At 69.6% G+C, this 16,553-nt stretch carries 16 protein-coding genes; 8 read left to right on the top strand and 8 right to left on the bottom strand.

The window, feature by feature from the left end; genetic code table 11:
- Positions 1-43 precede the first annotated feature (43 nt).
- A complete protein-coding gene (locus GJG85_RS27580; RefSeq protein ID WP_050014467.1) occupies positions 44-442 on the bottom strand; it encodes a carboxymuconolactone decarboxylase family protein in 399 nt (132 codons plus the stop codon).
- Positions 443-806: 364 nt separating this feature from the next.
- Here GJG85_RS27580 and GJG85_RS27575 point away from each other — a divergent pair, with 364 nt between their 5' ends.
- Together GJG85_RS27575 and GJG85_RS27570 are read left to right on the top strand one after the other, a co-directional pair.
- Positions 807-2,774 carry a collagen-like triple helix repeat-containing protein gene (locus GJG85_RS27575; protein WP_204384089.1) on the top strand — a complete coding sequence of 656 codons (1,968 nt, stop codon included), beginning with the start codon at positions 807-809 and terminating at the stop codon, positions 2,772-2,774.
- Positions 2,775-2,901: 127 nt separating this feature from the next.
- A complete protein-coding gene (locus tag GJG85_RS27570; RefSeq protein WP_204384088.1) occupies positions 2,902-4,185 on the top strand; it encodes an isoprenylcysteine carboxylmethyltransferase family protein in 1,284 nt (427 codons plus the stop codon).
- Between the two features lie 327 nt (positions 4,186-4,512).
- On the opposite strand, the gene GJG85_RS27565 is transcribed toward GJG85_RS27570, so the two are convergent.
- Positions 4,513-4,761, bottom strand: a complete 249-nt coding sequence (locus GJG85_RS27565) for a hypothetical protein (protein WP_162484454.1) — start codon at positions 4,759-4,761, stop codon at positions 4,513-4,515.
- On the opposite strand from GJG85_RS27565, the gene GJG85_RS27560 reads away from it, so the two are divergent.
- Positions 4,760-5,464, top strand: a complete 705-nt coding sequence (locus tag GJG85_RS27560) for a histone acetyltransferase (RefSeq protein WP_179233156.1) — start codon at positions 4,760-4,762, stop codon at positions 5,462-5,464. The two genes, GJG85_RS27565 and GJG85_RS27560, sit on opposite strands and share 2 nt — an antisense overlap.
- Before the next feature lie 52 nt (positions 5,465-5,516).
- Positions 5,517-6,089 carry an NADPH-dependent FMN reductase gene (locus tag GJG85_RS27555; protein WP_050014460.1) on the top strand — a complete coding sequence of 191 codons (573 nt, stop codon included), beginning with the start codon at positions 5,517-5,519 and terminating at the stop codon, positions 6,087-6,089.
- Positions 6,090-6,122: 33 nt separating this feature from the next.
- Here the strand turns inward: GJG85_RS27555 and GJG85_RS27550 are convergent, their stop codons facing one another.
- The 5 genes from GJG85_RS27550 to GJG85_RS27530 form a co-directional block, all read right to left on the bottom strand.
- On the bottom strand, positions 6,123-6,740 hold the full coding sequence (locus tag GJG85_RS27550; RefSeq protein WP_089489053.1) for a DUF2894 domain-containing protein: 618 nt from the start codon (positions 6,738-6,740) through the stop codon (positions 6,123-6,125).
- On the bottom strand, positions 6,737-7,381 hold the full coding sequence (locus GJG85_RS27545) for an OmpA family protein (protein WP_050014458.1): 645 nt from the start codon (positions 7,379-7,381) through the stop codon (positions 6,737-6,739). The genes GJG85_RS27550 and GJG85_RS27545 overlap by 4 nt, the downstream gene beginning before the upstream one ends.
- 3 nt (positions 7,382-7,384) lie before the next feature.
- Positions 7,385-10,192 (bottom strand): DUF802 domain-containing protein, encoded by a 2,808-nt coding sequence (locus GJG85_RS27540; RefSeq protein ID WP_204384086.1) that lies wholly within the window; start codon positions 10,190-10,192, stop codon positions 7,385-7,387.
- Between the two features lie 10 nt (positions 10,193-10,202).
- Complete coding sequence (locus GJG85_RS27535; RefSeq protein WP_204384084.1) at positions 10,203-11,009, bottom strand: DUF3348 domain-containing protein; 807 nt, start codon at positions 11,007-11,009, stop codon at positions 10,203-10,205.
- A gap of 426 nt (positions 11,010-11,435) precedes the next feature.
- Positions 11,436-12,074 (bottom strand): LysE family transporter, encoded by a 639-nt coding sequence (locus GJG85_RS27530; protein WP_204384082.1) that lies wholly within the window; start codon positions 12,072-12,074, stop codon positions 11,436-11,438.
- A 114-nt stretch (positions 12,075-12,188) separates the two neighbouring features.
- Between GJG85_RS27530 and GJG85_RS35085 the strand changes: the two genes are divergently transcribed.
- The 3 genes from GJG85_RS35085 to GJG85_RS27515 all read left to right on the top strand — a co-directional run bounded on the left by GJG85_RS35085 (position 12,189) and on the right by GJG85_RS27515 (position 14,555).
- The gene (locus GJG85_RS35085; protein ID WP_235356239.1) at positions 12,189-12,383 is read left to right on the top strand and encodes a hypothetical protein; all 195 of its coding nucleotides are present in this window, start codon (positions 12,189-12,191) and stop codon (positions 12,381-12,383) included.
- A gap of 46 nt (positions 12,384-12,429) precedes the next feature.
- On the top strand, positions 12,430-13,008 hold the full coding sequence (locus GJG85_RS27520) for a hypothetical protein (RefSeq protein WP_204384080.1): 579 nt from the start codon (positions 12,430-12,432) through the stop codon (positions 13,006-13,008).
- Between the two features lie 167 nt (positions 13,009-13,175).
- A complete protein-coding gene (locus GJG85_RS27515; RefSeq protein ID WP_204384078.1) occupies positions 13,176-14,555 on the top strand; it encodes an FAD-containing oxidoreductase in 1,380 nt (459 codons plus the stop codon).
- An 81-nt stretch (positions 14,556-14,636) separates the two neighbouring features.
- Here GJG85_RS27515 and GJG85_RS27510 read toward each other — a convergent pair whose 3' ends face one another.
- Complete coding sequence (locus GJG85_RS27510) at positions 14,637-15,530, bottom strand: SDR family oxidoreductase (protein WP_050014515.1); 894 nt, start codon at positions 15,528-15,530, stop codon at positions 14,637-14,639.
- A gap of 95 nt (positions 15,531-15,625) precedes the next feature.
- On the opposite strand from GJG85_RS27510, the gene GJG85_RS27505 reads away from it, so the two are divergent.
- Entirely contained in the window at positions 15,626-16,483 is an 858-nt protein-coding gene (locus GJG85_RS27505; RefSeq protein ID WP_050014450.1) for a helix-turn-helix transcriptional regulator, read from the top strand.
- Positions 16,484-16,553: the final 70 nt, after the last annotated feature.

Raw genomic sequence — 16,553 nt, 5'->3', positions numbered from 1 at the left:
GCGCAGCCCGATTCCGTGGCGGGCAGCCGACGCCGCGACGGAATCAGGCTTCGTCGTCGGGTAGCGACAACCCGCGCTCCGACAGCACCTCGCGCGCGCTGCGAAACGCCTCGACCGCGGCCGGCGCGCCGGCATACAGCGCGCTGTGCAGCAATACCTCGCGGATCTCGACGAGGCTCGCGCCGTTGTTGAGCGCGCCGCGAATGTGCCCCTTCAGTTCCGTGCTGCGGCCGAGCGCCGCCAGCATCGCGCACGTGCACAGGCTGCGCGTCTTCAGGTCGATCCCGCCCCGCTGCCACGTGCTGCCCCACGCATGCTCGTTCAGCCAGTCCTGCAGCGGGCGCGAGAATCCGTCGAGATCGCTCATCGCGCGCTCGACGAACGCCTCGCCCATCACGTCGATGCGCCGCGCCTTGCCGTATTCCCTGTCCTGTTCGCTCATGTCGGTGTCCTCGTGGTCTGGAGTCGTGGCCGCTGCGCCGCCGCCGGCGGCCGGGGGGTTTCGCGTCATGTTCGGCGGGACGACGCGTTTCGTCAAAGATGCGGGCCTCGGTTCCCGGCCGTGCGCGTCACGTGCGGTCGAACGCTACGTAACATCCCGTCGCGCGTTACGGCGCCTTACGGGAACATCGCAGCCGCGACGTTCGGGGATCACGCGCGCCTGTCGCGCGAAACCGCCATTCCTCCGTTTAAATCGCATCGATAGCCCCGATTCCCGCAACAAATCGCGACACCGTTTCGCGAAACACGCCGTGGCGCGGAATTTGCAGTGAAGGCTGGGACACACTTCCAATGTCGAGGCCAACATGCACATTCTCATCAAGAAGACGACGGTAACGATGGCCGTCTCGTCACTGCTCGCGCTGTACGGCTGCGGCTCGGTCGATGGGCCGACGACGCCGACCATCAAGCCGAGCACGTCCGGGACAAGCGGCACGTCGGGGACTTCCGGGACGTCGGGCGGCGGTTCGTCGGGGACGTCGGGCGGCGGTAGTTCGGGGTCGTCGGGTACTTCCGGTACGTCGGGTACTTCCGGCACCTCGGGCACCTCCGGTACGTCGGGTACTTCCGGCACCTCGGGTACTTCTGGCACCTCGGGTACCTCCGGCACCTCGGGCACCTCCGGTACGTCGGGTACTTCCGGCACCTCGGGTACTTCTGGCACGTCAGGTACTTCCGGTACGTCGGGTACCTCTGGCACCTCGGGTACTTCCGGCACCTCCGGCACCTCGGGCACCTCCGGTACGTCGGGTACTTCCGGCACCTCGGGTACTTCTGGCACGTCGGGTACTTCCGGTACGTCGGGTACCTCTGGCACCTCGGGTACTTCCGGCACCTCCGGCACGTCGGGCACCTCGGGCACTTCCGGCACGTCGGGCACTTCCGGCACCTCGGGTACGTCCGGCACCTCGGGTACGTCCGGCACTTCCGGCACCTCGGGCACCTCCGGCACCAGCGTCACCCCCCTCGGCAATGTCCTTCAGCAATCCGGCAACCTCGTGACGGCGCTCGGCACGACGGTCGTGAACGGCGGCAGTCAGATCGGCGGCGTGCAGATTCCCGGCACGAACGCGACGACGGTCAACAGCGTCGGCAACGCGGTCAGCAGCCTCGGCAACGGCGTGCAATCGCTCGGCAACGGCGTCGCGGCCGGCCTCGGTTCGATCGGCGTGTCGCCGAACCCGCTCGGGCCGACGCTCACGTCGACCACCGGCCTGCTGACCGGCGCCGGCGGCGCGGTCAACAGCCTCGGCAATGCCGTGACGAGCCTCGGCACCGGTCCGCTGTCGCCGCTCGCGCCGGCGACGACCCTCGTCGGCAGTCTCGTCAACACGGTCGGCACCGCGGTCAACTCGACCGCATCGGCGCTGAATACGGCGCTGAACAGCGCGCCGGTGCAGCAACTCGAGACGCAGCTCGGCAGCGTGATCAACCCGATCACGAACACGCTGACCGGCGGCGTCACGACGCCGGGCGTCACGCAGACGCTCGGCAACGCGACCCTGCTCGGCGCCCCGCTCAGCGGCTTGCTGAGCACGCTCGGCAGCGGCCTCGGCCTCGCCGGTTCGCAGGTCGGCGGCGCAACCGGCAATCCGGTCGGCACGAGCGCCGGCAGCAGCGTGTCCCAGCTCGGCAACACGGTGACATCGGCCGGCGGCCTGCTGTCCAGCGGCAGCTCCAGCAGCGGCACCAATCCGCTCGCGCCGATCACGGGCGTGCTCGGTTCGCTGACGGGCGCACTCGGCGGCGGCGGCAGCTCGAGCGGCTCAGGCGGCACGAGCGGTACCAGCGGCGGCCCCCTCGCGCCGATCACCGGCCTGCTCGGCACGGTGACGGGTGCGCTCGGCAGCATCGGCTCGAGCGGCACCGGCGGCACCAGCGGGACGAGTGGGACAAGCGGCGCAGGCGTCGGCGGCCTGCTCGCGCCGGTCACCAACCTCGTCAACTCGCTGACGCCGCTCGGCGCGAGCCTCACCGGCACCGTCACGACGCCGGGCGGCAACCTGTCCGGCACGCTCGGCGGCGTGCTGACGAGCGGCCCGGTCGGCACGCTCACGGGTGCGCTGGGCACGCCGGCCGGCTCGGCCGGCGCCATCGGCACGGTCAGCCCTGGCGGCGCAACGGGCACCGTGACGACGCCGGGCGGCAGCGGCTCCGTGGTGACCGGCCTGACCGGCGGCACGAGCGGCGGCACCGCAAGCGGCACCGGCAACCTGCTGTCGCCGGTGACGAACCTGCTCGGCGGTCTGCTGGGCGGCGTCACCAAGAAGTAAGCGTCAACGCAACACGTATCAGAACGACAGGCCAATGGCCGGGCGCGCATCCATAAACAGCCCGGCCGACGGCCGGCGTCACCCGCCAAGCGGGGGCGCCGGCCCTCATCCCTACGAGGATCCGATCATGAACTCCACGCTCGACGGCATCGTCGCTGCCCCGGACCGCCCACCCCGTTCCGCCACGCCGTTGCGCGCCGGCCTGCTCGGCATCGCGGCCGGACTCTTCGCGCTGTGGGTCACGCGCGACCACCCGGCTCTCGACGCGGCCACGCGCGCGGTCATCGCGAGCCTCGCGATCATCGGCACGATCGCGCTGCACGAACTCTTCATCTCGCGCGTCTACCTGCGCCCGAGCGCGGGGCTGTCGCGGCAGGCCGTCCGGCCGCTCGGCATCGCGCGCGTGGCGACGCGGCTCGGCGCGCTGACGTCGATCTACGCAGGTATCGGCGCGATCTACTGGCTGCTGCCCGAATACCACGGCGCGTTCTACCTGCCGTTCTGGTCGCTGCTGCGCTCGCTCGCGCCGTACGTGATCGTCGCCGCGCCGTTCTACTTCGCGTGGATGGACCGCCACCAGCGCGAGACCGACGACGCGTATCTGCTGTGGGGCCGCTTCCTGTTCCGCCGCGCGCGGCCCGCGAGCTGGAAGCCGGTGCGCGAGATGCTGGCCGGCTGGGGCGTGAAGGCGTTCTTCCTGCCGCTGATGACCGTCTACCTGTCGAAGGATGCCGATCACCTGAGCGCGTCGCTCGCGAACGCGATGCATGCGCCGATGACGATCGCGACCTTCGTGTTCATGTACGACCTGTCGTTCACGATGGACCTGATGTTCGGCACCGTCGGCTACCTGTGCACGTTCCGCATCCTCGACAGCCACGTGCGCACCGTCGAGCCGACGACGCTCGGCTGGGTCGCCGCGCTGATCTGCTACCAGCCGTTCTGGTCGCTGATCTCGAACAACTACATCCGCTACGAAGGCTCGCTGTTCTGGGACAACTGGCTGCTGTCGGCGCCGACGCTGCGCGTGATCTGGGGCACGACGATCATCCTGCTGCTGCTGACCTACGCGCTGTGCACGATCTCGTTCGGGCTGCGGTTCTCGAACCTCACCAACCGCGGGATCATCACGTCGGGCCCGTACCGCTTCACGAAGCATCCGGCGTACATCACGAAGAACCTGTCGTACTGGATGGTGTCGGTGCCGTTCGTCGAACCGCTCGGCTGGCAGATCGGGCTCATGCACTGCGCGGGGCTCGTCGCGGTCAACCTGATCTACTACACGCGCGCGAAGACGGAAGAGCGTCACCTGATGCGCGATCCCGACTATCGCGCTTATGCGGAGTGGATCGCGCAACACGGGTTGTTCGCGCGAATCCGGCGCGCGTTCGGCGGGCGGCTGGCGGCCTGACGCGTCAACCGGGGCGGTCGTCCACGCCGCTCCTGTCCCCGCGCGGATGTCGACCTGTCGCGGCGTTCGCCCCCGCAACGACACGTTTGCACGTACGCGCGCTGCCGGTTGACGATGCGCTTTCGCGTGGATCTCCGGACGTTTCAACGCGCCCCATGCGGCCAATTGTCGCGAAACACCGCGATTCGTCGCGTTTCATCGCTTTTCTCCGCCAGTCCGATTGCCCGCTCGTTGCCCGTCGCGTATGGTGCTGACCGTCCGCGTGCGCCCGTCGCCCGGACGCCGACCGTCGTCCCGCACGACGGCCGTGCGGGCCGTGCCCGCCGCTCACCGTCTCCGCGACACCGCCCGTCGGCGCCGCGCATTCAAGAGGAAAGAGGCGTGATCCACAAAGTCCTGATCCTGTTCGCACTCTGCATCGCGGGCCTCGCCGCGATCGCCGCCGGTTTCCAGCACATTCCCAGCTGATTCGCGGCCCCGGCTCGCTTCGCCGAGCCCGGGGGCCGCTTCCATTTCTATTTCCCCATTGTCATGAACCCCTTTCTCGATGCGCCCGAGACGGGCGCCTTTTGCCATGCGTATCGACGTACAGCATTCCCAACACGACATCGACGACGAACTCGACACCCTTTATGACCGCCTGCATCAGCCGCGCCATCGCCTGTACGGACTGCCGGCCGTCGCGCTCGGCCGCTCGGGCCTGGTCGTCCGCCACCGCGAAGCGGACGGCGAATACTTCCTTTACGTCGAGGATCCGGCGGCCCGCCAGCTCGCCGGCTATACCGTGTTCAACCGGCTTCCCGAACTCCCGCGCCGCGCCGACCGCTACCTGCGCGCGCCGCATACGCGGCTGCGCGGGTCTGCCCAACGCAAGGGCCTTGCGACGACGCTGTATCGATGGGGGCTCGACGCGGGCCTGTGTCTGATCAGCGGCGCGCGCCAGTCGGTCGGCGCCGCGCAGTTGTGGACGGCGCTCGCGCGGGATTACGCGCATGGCTTCGTCGATGTCGAAGGTCGCGCGCTGCGTTATCTCGGCGAAACCGTCGCCGACGACGTGCACGGTGCGCTGCATACGCGGCGGCTGTTGCTCGGGAATGGGTGGGGAATCGGAGAATTCGCGCGTGCGGTCGGGATGACCGGCGTCGATGCCGCCGAATATGCGAACGCGAATGTGCGGCGCAGCGAACACGAACGACATCCCGTGCGGAGCGCCGGCCACGCGTGGCTCGTCGCTCACGCGGCTCACGTGACTCATGTGGCTCACGCACCGATGCGATAATTCGCCGGAGCCGCGCGCCGCCGCCGCGCGAGCCACCTACCCACGTTCCGCGATGGCCAACGAAACCCGAACCGCTTCCCAGCGCCGCATCGACATCGTCGCGCTATGCGGCAGCCTGCGCGCGCAGTCGTACAACGCCGCATTGCTCGACGCAGCCGCGCGCGTCGCACCGCACGGCATGCGCATCACGCGCTTCGATCGTCTCGGCGAATTCCCGCTGTTCAATCCCGATGCCGAATACCCGACGCCCGTCGCGGTGCGCGATCTGATCGACCGCCTGAACGCGGCCGACGGCATCCTGATCGCGAGCCCCGAATACGCGCACGGTGTGACGGGCGTGATGAAAAACGCGCTGGACTGGGTCGTGGGATGCGAGGCCGTCGTGGACAAGCCGGTCGCGGTATTGAACGCGTCGCCGCGCGCGACGCATGCGGACGCGGCGCTGCGCGAAACGCTGTCGGTGATGTCGGCGCGCATCGTCGAGCCCGCATCGATCGCGCTGCCGATCCTCGGCAGCCAGCTCGACGCGGCGGGCATCGCCGCACATCCGCCGTTCGCGTCGGCACTCGTCGAAGCATTGCACGCGCTGCGCACGGCGATCGACGACCCGACTGCCGACCAATAAGCGATCCACACGCTGAACGCGTGCGCCGTGGCGTTATCGCGCCTTCGCGCGCGTCGTCTTTCTCGCCGGTTTGGCCGCCTTCGCGCGCGGCGCTTCCTTCTCGGGCTGCGCGCCGCCGCCCGCGAGATCCTCGAGCCAGGCGAGCGCATCGACGTACGACAGGAACTGCTGCAGGTATTCGGGCGACAGCTCGCGCATCGTCGCGAGCGACCGGTGCACGAGGCTGTTCGAATTGAGCGGCCCCGCGTTGCGCGGCACCTGGTCGAGCGACTGGCGATACTGCTGCTCAGTGCGGACCTTCGACCACATCGCGCGGAAGTAGTCGACCAGTTCGGGATCGAGCCCGCGCCGGTCGGCCTGCGCATCGCGGCCGAGCCCTGCGACGAGCGCGGCAAGCGCGCCACGCGCCGGCGCACCTGCCGACGTCTCACACGTGGCTGCGGCTTCACCGGCGCGCGCGACGATCTCCGCAAACCCTTCGATCAGCGTTGCAAGTCGCGCATCGAGCAACGCACGCGCGTCGCCATCGAGCACGGCCGCGCGCTTCTCGAGCGCGTCGATCCGGTGAAAGCGCACCGGATCGAGCCGGTCTGCGCCCTGCTCGCGCCATGCGTCGAGCGTCGCGCGCGCGTGCGTCGCTTCGCCCATCACTTGGCCTTTCCTCCGTTCGACGCCGACTTGCGCGGCACCGGCGCGATCTCCACGCGGCGGTTCTTCGCGCGGCCTTCATCGTCCGCATTCGAGCTGACCGGCTGTTCGGAACCGAACGCGGCCGCAAACACCGACGAGGCCGGCACGCCGGCATCGATCATCGCGCGCGTGACCGTCAACGCGCGCTTGGCCGACAGTTCCCAATTGTCCGCGAACAGGCGGTTGCCGGCGTGCACCTGCTGGTCGTCCGCGAAGCCGCTGATCATCAGGATCTCGTCGCGCGTCTTCAGGTAGGTGGCGAGCGGTACCGCCAGCGTCTTCAGCAGGTCGCGGCCCGCGGGCTGCAACTGGTCGGAGTTCAGTGCGAACAGCACGTTGCCGCTGATGCCGATGCGCCCGTTCACGAGGGTCACGCGGCCGGCCGCGAGCGGCCCGGCGAGCGCCTGTTCGAGCGACTTGCGCTGCTGCGCCTCGAGCTGGCGCGCGCGCACCGCTTCCTCGAGCTTCGACGTGAGCTGGAGCTGCATGCCGATCACGCCGACGAGGATCAGCACGAACGCGCCGAGCAACACCGACATCAGGTCGGCGAACGCGGGCCACACCGGCGCCGATTGCGCGCCGCCGTCGATTTCGTCGTGCATGCGTTACGCTCCGACGGGCGCTCGCCGGCCGGCGAGCTGCTGCAGGTCTTCGACGATCTGCTTCTGCGACATCACGCTCAGGTCGATCACCTCACGCGCCTGCGCGACGTAGTACTCGAGCTGTTCGTCGCTGCGCGCGAGCGATTTCTCCAGCGCGGCCTCGATGCGCTGCAGATGCGTCAGCAGCTTGTCGTTCGATTCGCCGAACACCTGCACCGCCATCCCGAACGCATCGCCGAGGCTCGCCACTTCGACGGCGCCCGCCGTGACCTGCGCGGCCACCGAATCGAGCTTGCGGGTTTCGGCGTCGACGGTGTCGTTGAAGCGCGCGCCGACGCGGTCGAGCAGATCGGCCGACGTGCTGACGAGCGCGTCGATCGCGGTGCGTTGTTCGGTCGACGCGTGGTTGACCGCGCCGAGCAGCGTTTCGAGCGTCGCGAGCAGGCGGCTGCGTTCGTCGAGCATCGCGGTGTCGCGCACCATGCTGTCGGACAGGCGCTGGCGCAGCTCGGCGACGACGTCGGCCGCGGCCTTCGGCGCTTCCGACGCGGCCTGCACGAGGCGCGAGATTTCGTTGATCGTGTCGCTCGCATGCACCTGCGCCTGCGCGGTGATGGCGTTCGCGGTGCGGGTCAGCGTGTCGCAGATGTCCTGCTGGCGCGCGGCGGCTTGCGCGCTCGTCTGCGCCCATTCGTCGCGCAGCGCGGCGGCCATCGCGGCGAGCGAATCGTTCCATGCCGACAGACGTTCTTCGTCGCGTGCAGCCAGTTGCGATTGCAGGCCCGTATGCGAATCGCGAATCGTCGACAGCAAATCGTTCGAGCGTTGTTCGAACGTCGACGCTTGCGCGGCGAGATCGCGCGTCGTTTGCGCGAGCGCGTCGCAGATTTCCTGCTGACGGCCGGCACTGTGCACGCCTGCGCGCTGCCATTCTTCGCCGAGCTTCGCGGCCATCGCGGCGAGCGAATCGCTCCATGCCGACAGACGTTCTTCGTCGCGTGCAGCCAGTTGCGATTGCAGGCCCGTATGCGAATCGCGAATCGTCGACAGCAAATCGTTCGAGCGTTGTTCGAACGTCGACGCCTGTGCGGCGAGATCGCGCGTCGTTTGCGCGAGCGCGTCGCAGATTTCCTGCTGACGGCCCGCGCTGTGCACGCCTGCGCGCTGCCATTCTTCGCCGAGCTTTGCCGCCATCGCGGCGAGCGAATCGTTCCATGCCGACAGACGTTCTTCGTCACGTGCGGCCAGTTGCGATTGCAGACCGGTGTGCGACTCGCGGATCGTCGACAGCAGGTCGGTCGAGCGTTGTTCGAACGTCGACGCCTGTGCAGCAAGGTCACGCGTCGTTTGTGCAAGCGCGTCGCAGATTTCCTGCTGACGGCCCGCGCTATGCGCGCCCGCACGCTGCCATTCTTCGCCGAGCTTCGCGGCCATCGCAGCCAGCGAATCGTTCCACGCGGACAGACGTTCTTCGTCGCGTGCCGCCAGTTGCGATTGCAAGCCGGCATGCGACTCCTGCATCGCGGCGAGCGTCGCGGCCGAATGGCGTTCGAACGTCGCGGCGGCCTCACCCAGCGCGCGCGCATGCTGGCCGGCCAGCGTCTCGCCGACCTGCTCCTGGCGCGCCAGCGCGTCGCGCCATGCGTCCGACAGGCGGCCTTCGGTCGATTCGAGACGCATCGCGACGCCGTCGAGCAGATCCGACGAACGCTGCGCGAACGTGTCGGTGAACTGGCCGAGCGTCGTCTGCAACTGCTGCGCGACGGCGTTGCCCGCCTGACGTTGTTCGTCGATCGCACGGTTCCAGACAGCCGTCACGTGGCCGGTGGTCTTCTCGAAGCCTTCGGTCAGCCCGTCGAGCTGACGCTGCACCGCGCCCGTCACGGTATCGCGCAGCGCGGCCATCTCCTGCGCGAGCCCCGTCATCGTCGCGGCGACGACCGGCTGCAACGCGGCGCCGGCCACCCGCGCGCTTTCGGCGGCGCTTTCCTTCAGCGCGTCGCCGACGTTCGACGCCAAGCCCGCATAGGCACGCTCGGTCCGGTCGAAAAACGCCTGCTGGCTTTCGAGCTGACGATCGTGCAACGCGACGCTGCGCGCCTCGAGCGTCGTCATCATCGTCTGCAACCGGTCGACCAGCGCCGGCATCACGTCGGCCTGGCGCTGCAGCAGCCGGAACGATTCGTCGCGCTGATGTGCGGACGAATGCACGCGCAGCGTCGTCGCGATCTTCGCGTCGAGCTGCTGGGCCGCGTCGATTCGTTCGCGGCGCACGAGCGCGGACAACAGCCCGAGCATCGCGGACGTCGCGACGCCGGCGATCGACGTGCCGAATGCAAACCCGAGCCCCTTCACCGGCGCGATCAGCGACGCGCGGATCGCATCGAGATCGGTCGCGCTTTCGAGCGCGGCGCCCGTGCCCTTCAGCGTGACGACCATCCCGAGCAGCGTGCCGAGCATGCCGAGCAGCACCAGCAGGCCGACGAGGTAAGGCGTGAGCGCCGGCCCCGGCAGCGCGACGCGCGCGCCTTCGACCCGTGTGCGCACCGCGCCGCGCAGGCCCGGATGCAGCGTGTCGAGCCACGTGTCGAGCTTCGCCGGCGGCTCGGTCAGGCCGGCGACCGCGCGCGACAGCGTGGCGGTCGCCTGCCGGAAGCGCAGCAGCTCCCATGCGCCGGCGACGTAGCACGCGCCGATCAGCAGCGTGACGGCCGCCGCCGGCGGGTTCGACGCGACATAGCCGGCACCGATCCAGCCCACTGCGAGCAGACCGGCGACGAAGACAACGAGATCAAGGCGAATTCTGGACATAGCGTGTTGATTAGCAGGTGCGAAGGGCCGCGAGCAGCCCGTCTACCGTTTGAAACCGGACTTCGAGTTCGGCAAGCAGGATGCTTTGCATCTCGTCGCGAAACGTATCGAGCCATGCGCCGGGCACGATCGCCGCGACGGTCGGGGTGTCGGCCACCGCGCCTTCATCGGCCGGAGCGGACGCGTCGGCGGCGTCGGGCGCAGCGTCGGGCGCAGCGGGGGCCGCGGCCACGGCGTCAGCCTCGGCCAGCGCCTGCCGCTCCGCGTCGCGCAGCCGCGCGAAGCGCGTGCCGAGCAGCGCGGGCACGGCCGACAGCAGGCTGCGCTCGCGCGCGCCGAGCACGCGCTCCATGATCGTGTCGAGCGTCGCGAGCCGCGCCATTCCGGACGAGCGCGCGGCGAGCGCGACCCGCAGGCGGCCGCGCAATTGGCCGATCGCCGTTTCCATGTCCTGCTGCAGGGTCAGATACCGTTGGCGAAAGTCCGCGAAATCGGCCGTGTCGGCGGCCGGCGGCGGCAAGTCGCCGGGCCGGCGCCGCGCCCGCAGCCGGTTGGTGGCCGTGATCGCCTGCGCGAGGTCGTGGCGCACGCGCGCGCAGTCGCGCTCGGCGTCGTAGCCGCGCACGCCGGCCGCGACGCCCGGCGGGCTCGCAGTCAGCGCGGACGACAGCGTGATCGCGTCGGTCCAGCCGAGCCACTGGCTCAGCCGGTCGGACAGCGTCTGCCGGGATTCCGCGACGTCGGCATCGGCCAGGCGCGCGAGCAGCCGGACGAGCGTCGGACCGCTCAACGCCGGGCGCGGAGATGCTTGCACCATGCTGCAAACCGTCAAAAAAGGCAGCAGTTTACACGTCGTCGGGCGCTCGACCGCCAGAATCGGGGATGCGGTGCGGTTCGGCGTGCTGGGCGACACACGGGAACACCCGTGGGGCAAGGCTCGGCGGGCGGTGGTGAGGGGCGAGAAACACGGTCGGCGGCGGCCGGCGAGCGGCCGCGCCATCGGGAAGTCATGCGTTGTGTGTGGCGTGCCAGCCCGGCACGAATGATGAACGGGCCGAGCCGCCGCGACGGGTGCGGGCGTTCCGCAAGCCACGCGTGACCATGGCCTAACGATGAATCGGTAATCTTGGAATTCGGGATGCCGACGCGCGCTGGGGCGAGCGGCCCGGGCGGGCCGGCCGATTCCCGCCGCTTCCCGGCGACGGCCATGGCCGGTCGCCGCCACGTGCCGATAAAGAAGCGTTCAGATCCCCGCTTTCGGCGCATTCAGGATCAGCCGCAGCCCGAGCAGCGTGATCGCGGCGGCCGCGATGCGATCGACCCATTTCTTCGCGCGCAGGTAGAGTTCGCGCGGCCGGCGCGTCGAGAAGCACAGCGCGACGAGCGTGTACCAGCCGAATTCGACCGCGAACACGAGCGGCGGCAGCACGAGGTAGCACCACAGCGGCGGATGCTGCGGGAGCAGCGCCGCGAAGATGCTGCCGTACCAGATCGCCGTCTTCGGGTTGCTGAGCTGGGTCGTGAGGCCGGTCCAGAACGACTTGCGCGCGCTGCCGCCCGCCATTGCCTGCGGATCGTCCATCGCGATCGGCCGGTCGGCGCCGCGCCAGATCTTCGACGCCATGTAGATCAGGTACATGCCGCCCGCGACCTTGAGGCCCACATACAGCCATTCGACGGCCTGCAGGAGCGTGTAGAGCCCGGCCAGCGCGACGCCGCCGAACACGATGCCGCCGATGCCCATGCCGAGCGCGGTGGCCAGCCCGTCGCGACGCGACAGCCCGATCGAATTGCGCGCCACCAGCACGAAGCTCGGGCCCGGAATCATCGCGCCGAGGAACAGCGCAGCCAGGATGGCGAGTACGGCAGCCGATGCGGTCATCGAAGTCTCCTTGGTCAGCGACGCCGCTGCGCCGGCGCCTGCGTGTCGTTTCCGACGGTCGAGCCGTCGATTCTGGCACGCTTCGCGCCTGGCCGAAAGCGGCGGTGCGCTGCTATGCTGGCCCTCTTTCCCGTCATCCCGCGCCGCCCCATGATCGAGATCCGCGTCGCCCGCTATCCCGACGGTGCCGCCGCCGTCGAAGCGATCTTTCGCGAGTACGTCGTGGGCCCGACCGCCAGCGTCGAATTCCAGGACGATGCGCGCCGAAATCCGGCGTCTGGCGCCGAGTTTCCCGGGCGCAATCTGTAACGCCGCGCGGCTCATCCCCTTCATCCTTTCGATCAAACCGCCCGCCATGCGCGCTCTTCGCCTTTCCGCCCTGCTGCTACCGCTACTCGCCGCCCTCTCGTTCGGCGTCCACGCCGACACCCTGCCGAAGTCGATCGCCGCGCAACTGCCGGCCGGCTACCAACCGCTGATCGCGCACGCCGGCCCCGATCTCGACAACGGGCGGCACAGCTTTCTCGTCGTCGTGCATCACGCGATCGATACGCGCGAGCAGCCGTCGCCGCGCCCGCTGCTGATCTACGAGGAACAGGCCGACCACACCTACCGGCTCGCCGCCCGCAACGACCAGGTCGTACTGCGCGCGAACGAAGGCGGCCAGTGCGACCCTTTCGATCCTGAAGACGCGGCCGACAATGGCTTGTCGGTGAAAGGCCGCTATTTCACCGTGCAGAACTCCGTCGCGTGCGGCCAGCACTGGACCGACTACATCACGTTCCGCTACGACCCGCGCACGCACGGCTGGCTGTTTTCGAGCCAGATCGTCACCGAATCGTTTCCGCTCGACGACAAGCCCGACCACGTCACCGTCACGCGCGCCGACGCGCACCGGCCGGTGTCGTTCGGGCAGTGGAAACGCAAGGACTAGCCGCCGCACGCGGCGGTGCCGTTTTTCAATACGGCGCGTCGCCCACCCGCCGCTCGCGGCCCCCGGCCAACAGGTCTACCATAGGCGCTCGTCGCCCGCGCGACCGCCGGCACGGCATGCGGCTTGCGCCTGCCCCTTTCCTCGTTGCCCCCGCACAGGAGGACGTCATGACGCAACACTTCGATGCGATCGTCATCGGCACCGGCCAGGCCGGGCCGCCGCTCGCCGCACGGCTCGCCGGCGCCGGCATGAAAGTCGCGATCGTCGAGCGCGGTCGCTTCGGCGGCACCTGCGTGAACACCGGCTGCATCCCGACCAAGACGCTGATCGCGAGCGCGTACGCCGCGCAGCTCGCACGGCGCGCCAGCGAATACGGCGTGTCGGTCGGCGGCCCCGTCACCGTCGACATGAAAGAGGTGAAGGCGCGCAAGGACCAGATCTCGGGCCGCTCGAACCACGGCGTCGAGCAATGGGTGCGCGGCCTCGACCACGCGACCGTCTTTCAGGGTCATGCCCGCTTCGAACGCGCGAACGCGGTGCGCGTGGGCGATGACGTGCTCGAAGCCGAACGCATCTTCATCAACGTCGGCGGACGCGCGCAGGTGCCCGCGATGCCGGGCCTCGACTCGGTGCCGTACCTGACCAACTCGACGATGATGGACGTCGACTTCCTGCCCGACCATCTCGTGATCGTCGGCGGCAGCTACGTCGGGCTCGAATTCGGCCAGATGTACCGCCGCTTCGGCTCGAAGGTCACGATCGTCGAGAAGGGTTCGCGCCTGATTCGCCGCGAGGACGAAGACGTGTCGCAGGCCGTGCGCGAGATCCTCGAAAAGGAAGGGATCGACGTGCAGCTCGACGCGAACTGCCTGAGCGCGCGCCGCGACGGCGACGGCATCGTCGTCGGCCTCGACTGCGCGGGCGGCGGCCGCGAGGTCGCGGGCTCGCACCTGCTGCTCGCGGTCGGGCGCGTGCCGAACACCGACGATCTGGGGCTCGACCGCGCGGGCATCGACACCGACGCGCGCGGCTACATCACCGTCGACGAGCAGTTGCGCACGAACGTGCCCGGCGTCTGGGCGCTCGGCGACTGCAACGGGCGCGGCGCGTTCACGCACACCGCGTACAACGACTACGAGATCGTCGCGGCGAACCTGCTCGACGACGATCCGCGCAAGGTGTCCGACCGCATCATGGCCTATGCGATGTACATCGATCCGCCGCTCGGCCGCGTCGGCATGACGCTCGCGGAAGCGAAGCAGACGGGCCGCCGGCTGCTGGTCGGCACGCGCCCGATGACGCGCGTCGGCCGGGCGGTCGAGAAAGGCGAGAGCCAGGGCTTCATGAAGGTAATCGTCGACGCGGACAACCACGCGATTCTCGGCGCGTCGATCCTGGGCGTGACCGGCGACGAGGTCGTGCACGGGATTCTCGACGTGATGGCCGCCGGCGCGCCGTACACGACGATCAGCCGTGCGATGCATATCCATCCGACCGTGTCGGAGCTGCTGCCGACGCTGCTGCAGGACCTGCATCCGGTCGAGTGACGCACGGCAGGCGGGCGGCCGCGACGTGAATGGGGTTCGTCGCGGCCCGAGCCGCGCATGCTGCGCGCCGCGCGCCGTCCGTCAGCTTTCGAAATACCGCGGCCGGTCGATATCGGCCAGCAGCCGCGGCTGCGTCGGCGCCCAGTCGAGCGATGCTCGCGTGCGCTCGCTGGTTGCGGGCGCATCCATCCCCGCAAACATCGCGAACCAGCCGAAGTGCTCGCCGGCCTCCGCCACCGACTTCGCGACGACCGGCACGTTCAGCCGCCGGCCGATCACGTCGGCGATCTCGCGGAACGGCACGCCCGTATCGTCGACCGCGTGATAGCGCGCGCCGGCCGTGCCGCGTTCGATCGCGAGCCGGTACACGCGCGCCGCGTCGAGCCGGTGCACGGCCGGCCAGCGGTTCGCGCCGTCGCCGACGAACGCCGATGCGCCCTTCTCCCTCGCGAACGCAATCAGGCGCGGCACGAAGCCGTGATCGCCGTCGCCGTGCACGGACGGCGGCAGGCGCACGACCGATGCATGCACGCCGCGCGCTTCGAGCGCGACCGCGGTCGCTTCGGACGCACGCGGATAGTGGGCCGACACCGGCACGTGCGGATCGTCCTCGGTCGCCGCGCGACCGGGCGCCACGAGCGCGAGGCCCGACGTGACGACCAGCGGCCGCGCCGAGCCGGCGAGCACAGCACCGATCGTGTCGATCGCACGGCGGTCGAGTTCGCAGTTCTGCGCGAAGCGCGAGAAATCGTGATTGAATCCCGTGTGGATCACCGCGTCGGCGGCTTCGGCGCCGCGCGTCAGGCTGTCGAGATCTTCCAGCGACCCGCGATGGACGTCCGCGCCGGCTGCGGCAACCGCTGCCGCGGCCGCATCGGACCGCGCGAGCCCGAGCACCGAGTGCCCGGCGGCCACGAGTTCGGCGACGACGGCCGAGCCGACGAATCCCGACGCTCCCGTAACAAAGACACGCATGTTCAGCACCTCCGGATGAAATGGAGGCTTACTATCGGTCGATGGCCGCTCGCGGTGAAGCCGTGACGGTTTACTGGTAAACGAACTAACAGGATATGGCTGACGCCTCCGACAACCTGCTCGGCGCGTACCTGCGGGACCGCCGCGAGAAGCTCGACCCGGCCGCGCTCGGGCTGCCGGCCACGCGCCGCCGCACGCCGGGCCTGCGGCGCGAGGAAGTCGCGCAGCGCGCGCACGTGAGCGCCGCGTGGTACACGTGGCTCGAACAGGGCCGCGGCGGCGCACCGTCGGCCGACGTGCTCGACCGGCTCGCCCGCGCGCTGATGCTCAACGACGCCGAACGCGAACACCTGTTCCTGCTCGGCGTCGGCCATCCGCCCGAAGTGCGCTATCACGCGCCGGCCAGCGTGACGCCGCGCCTGCAGCACGTGCTCGATTCGCTCGACGCGAGCCCCGCGATCGTCCGCACGGCGACGTGGGACGTCGCCGCGTGGAATGACGCGGCGGCCGCGACGCTCACCGACTATGCGACGCTGCCGCCAGCCGCGCGCAACATCCTGCGGCTGATCTTCGTCGACGCGGGTGTCCGTTACGCGCAGCCTAACTGGGAGCGCGTCGCGCGGTTCGCGGTCGGCGCGTTTCGTGCGGACGTCGCGCGCAGCGGCGCGACGCAGAGCGTGCAGGCGTTCGTCGACGAGATGCGCGCGACGAGCGCCGAATTCGATGCGATGTGGCGCGACCACGATATCCGTACGCACGACGAAGGCACGAAGGAGATTCGCCATCCGCAAGCCGGCCGGATCGCGCTTGAATACTCGGCGTTCTCGGTCACCGGCAGCCCGGACCTGAGCCTCGTGATCTTCACGCCGGTCACGCCGGCCGACCGTGCGCGGATCCGGGAACTCGTCGCGGCCCGCGAACAGGCACGCGCGGTGCAGGCGCCGGCTGCGTGACCTTACGCGGCTTTCTCGCACGCCGGATTCAGAGCGGCACGTCTCAGCGGATCGGGAAGCCATCCTTCTC

The sequence above is a fragment of the Burkholderia sp. MS389 genome, from assembly GCF_016899425.1.
GTDB classification, from domain to species: Bacteria; Pseudomonadota; Gammaproteobacteria; order Burkholderiales; family Burkholderiaceae; genus Burkholderia; species Burkholderia sola.
Note: the sequence above shows the minus strand (reverse complement) of the source record. Positions and strands in the feature narration are given on the sequence as shown.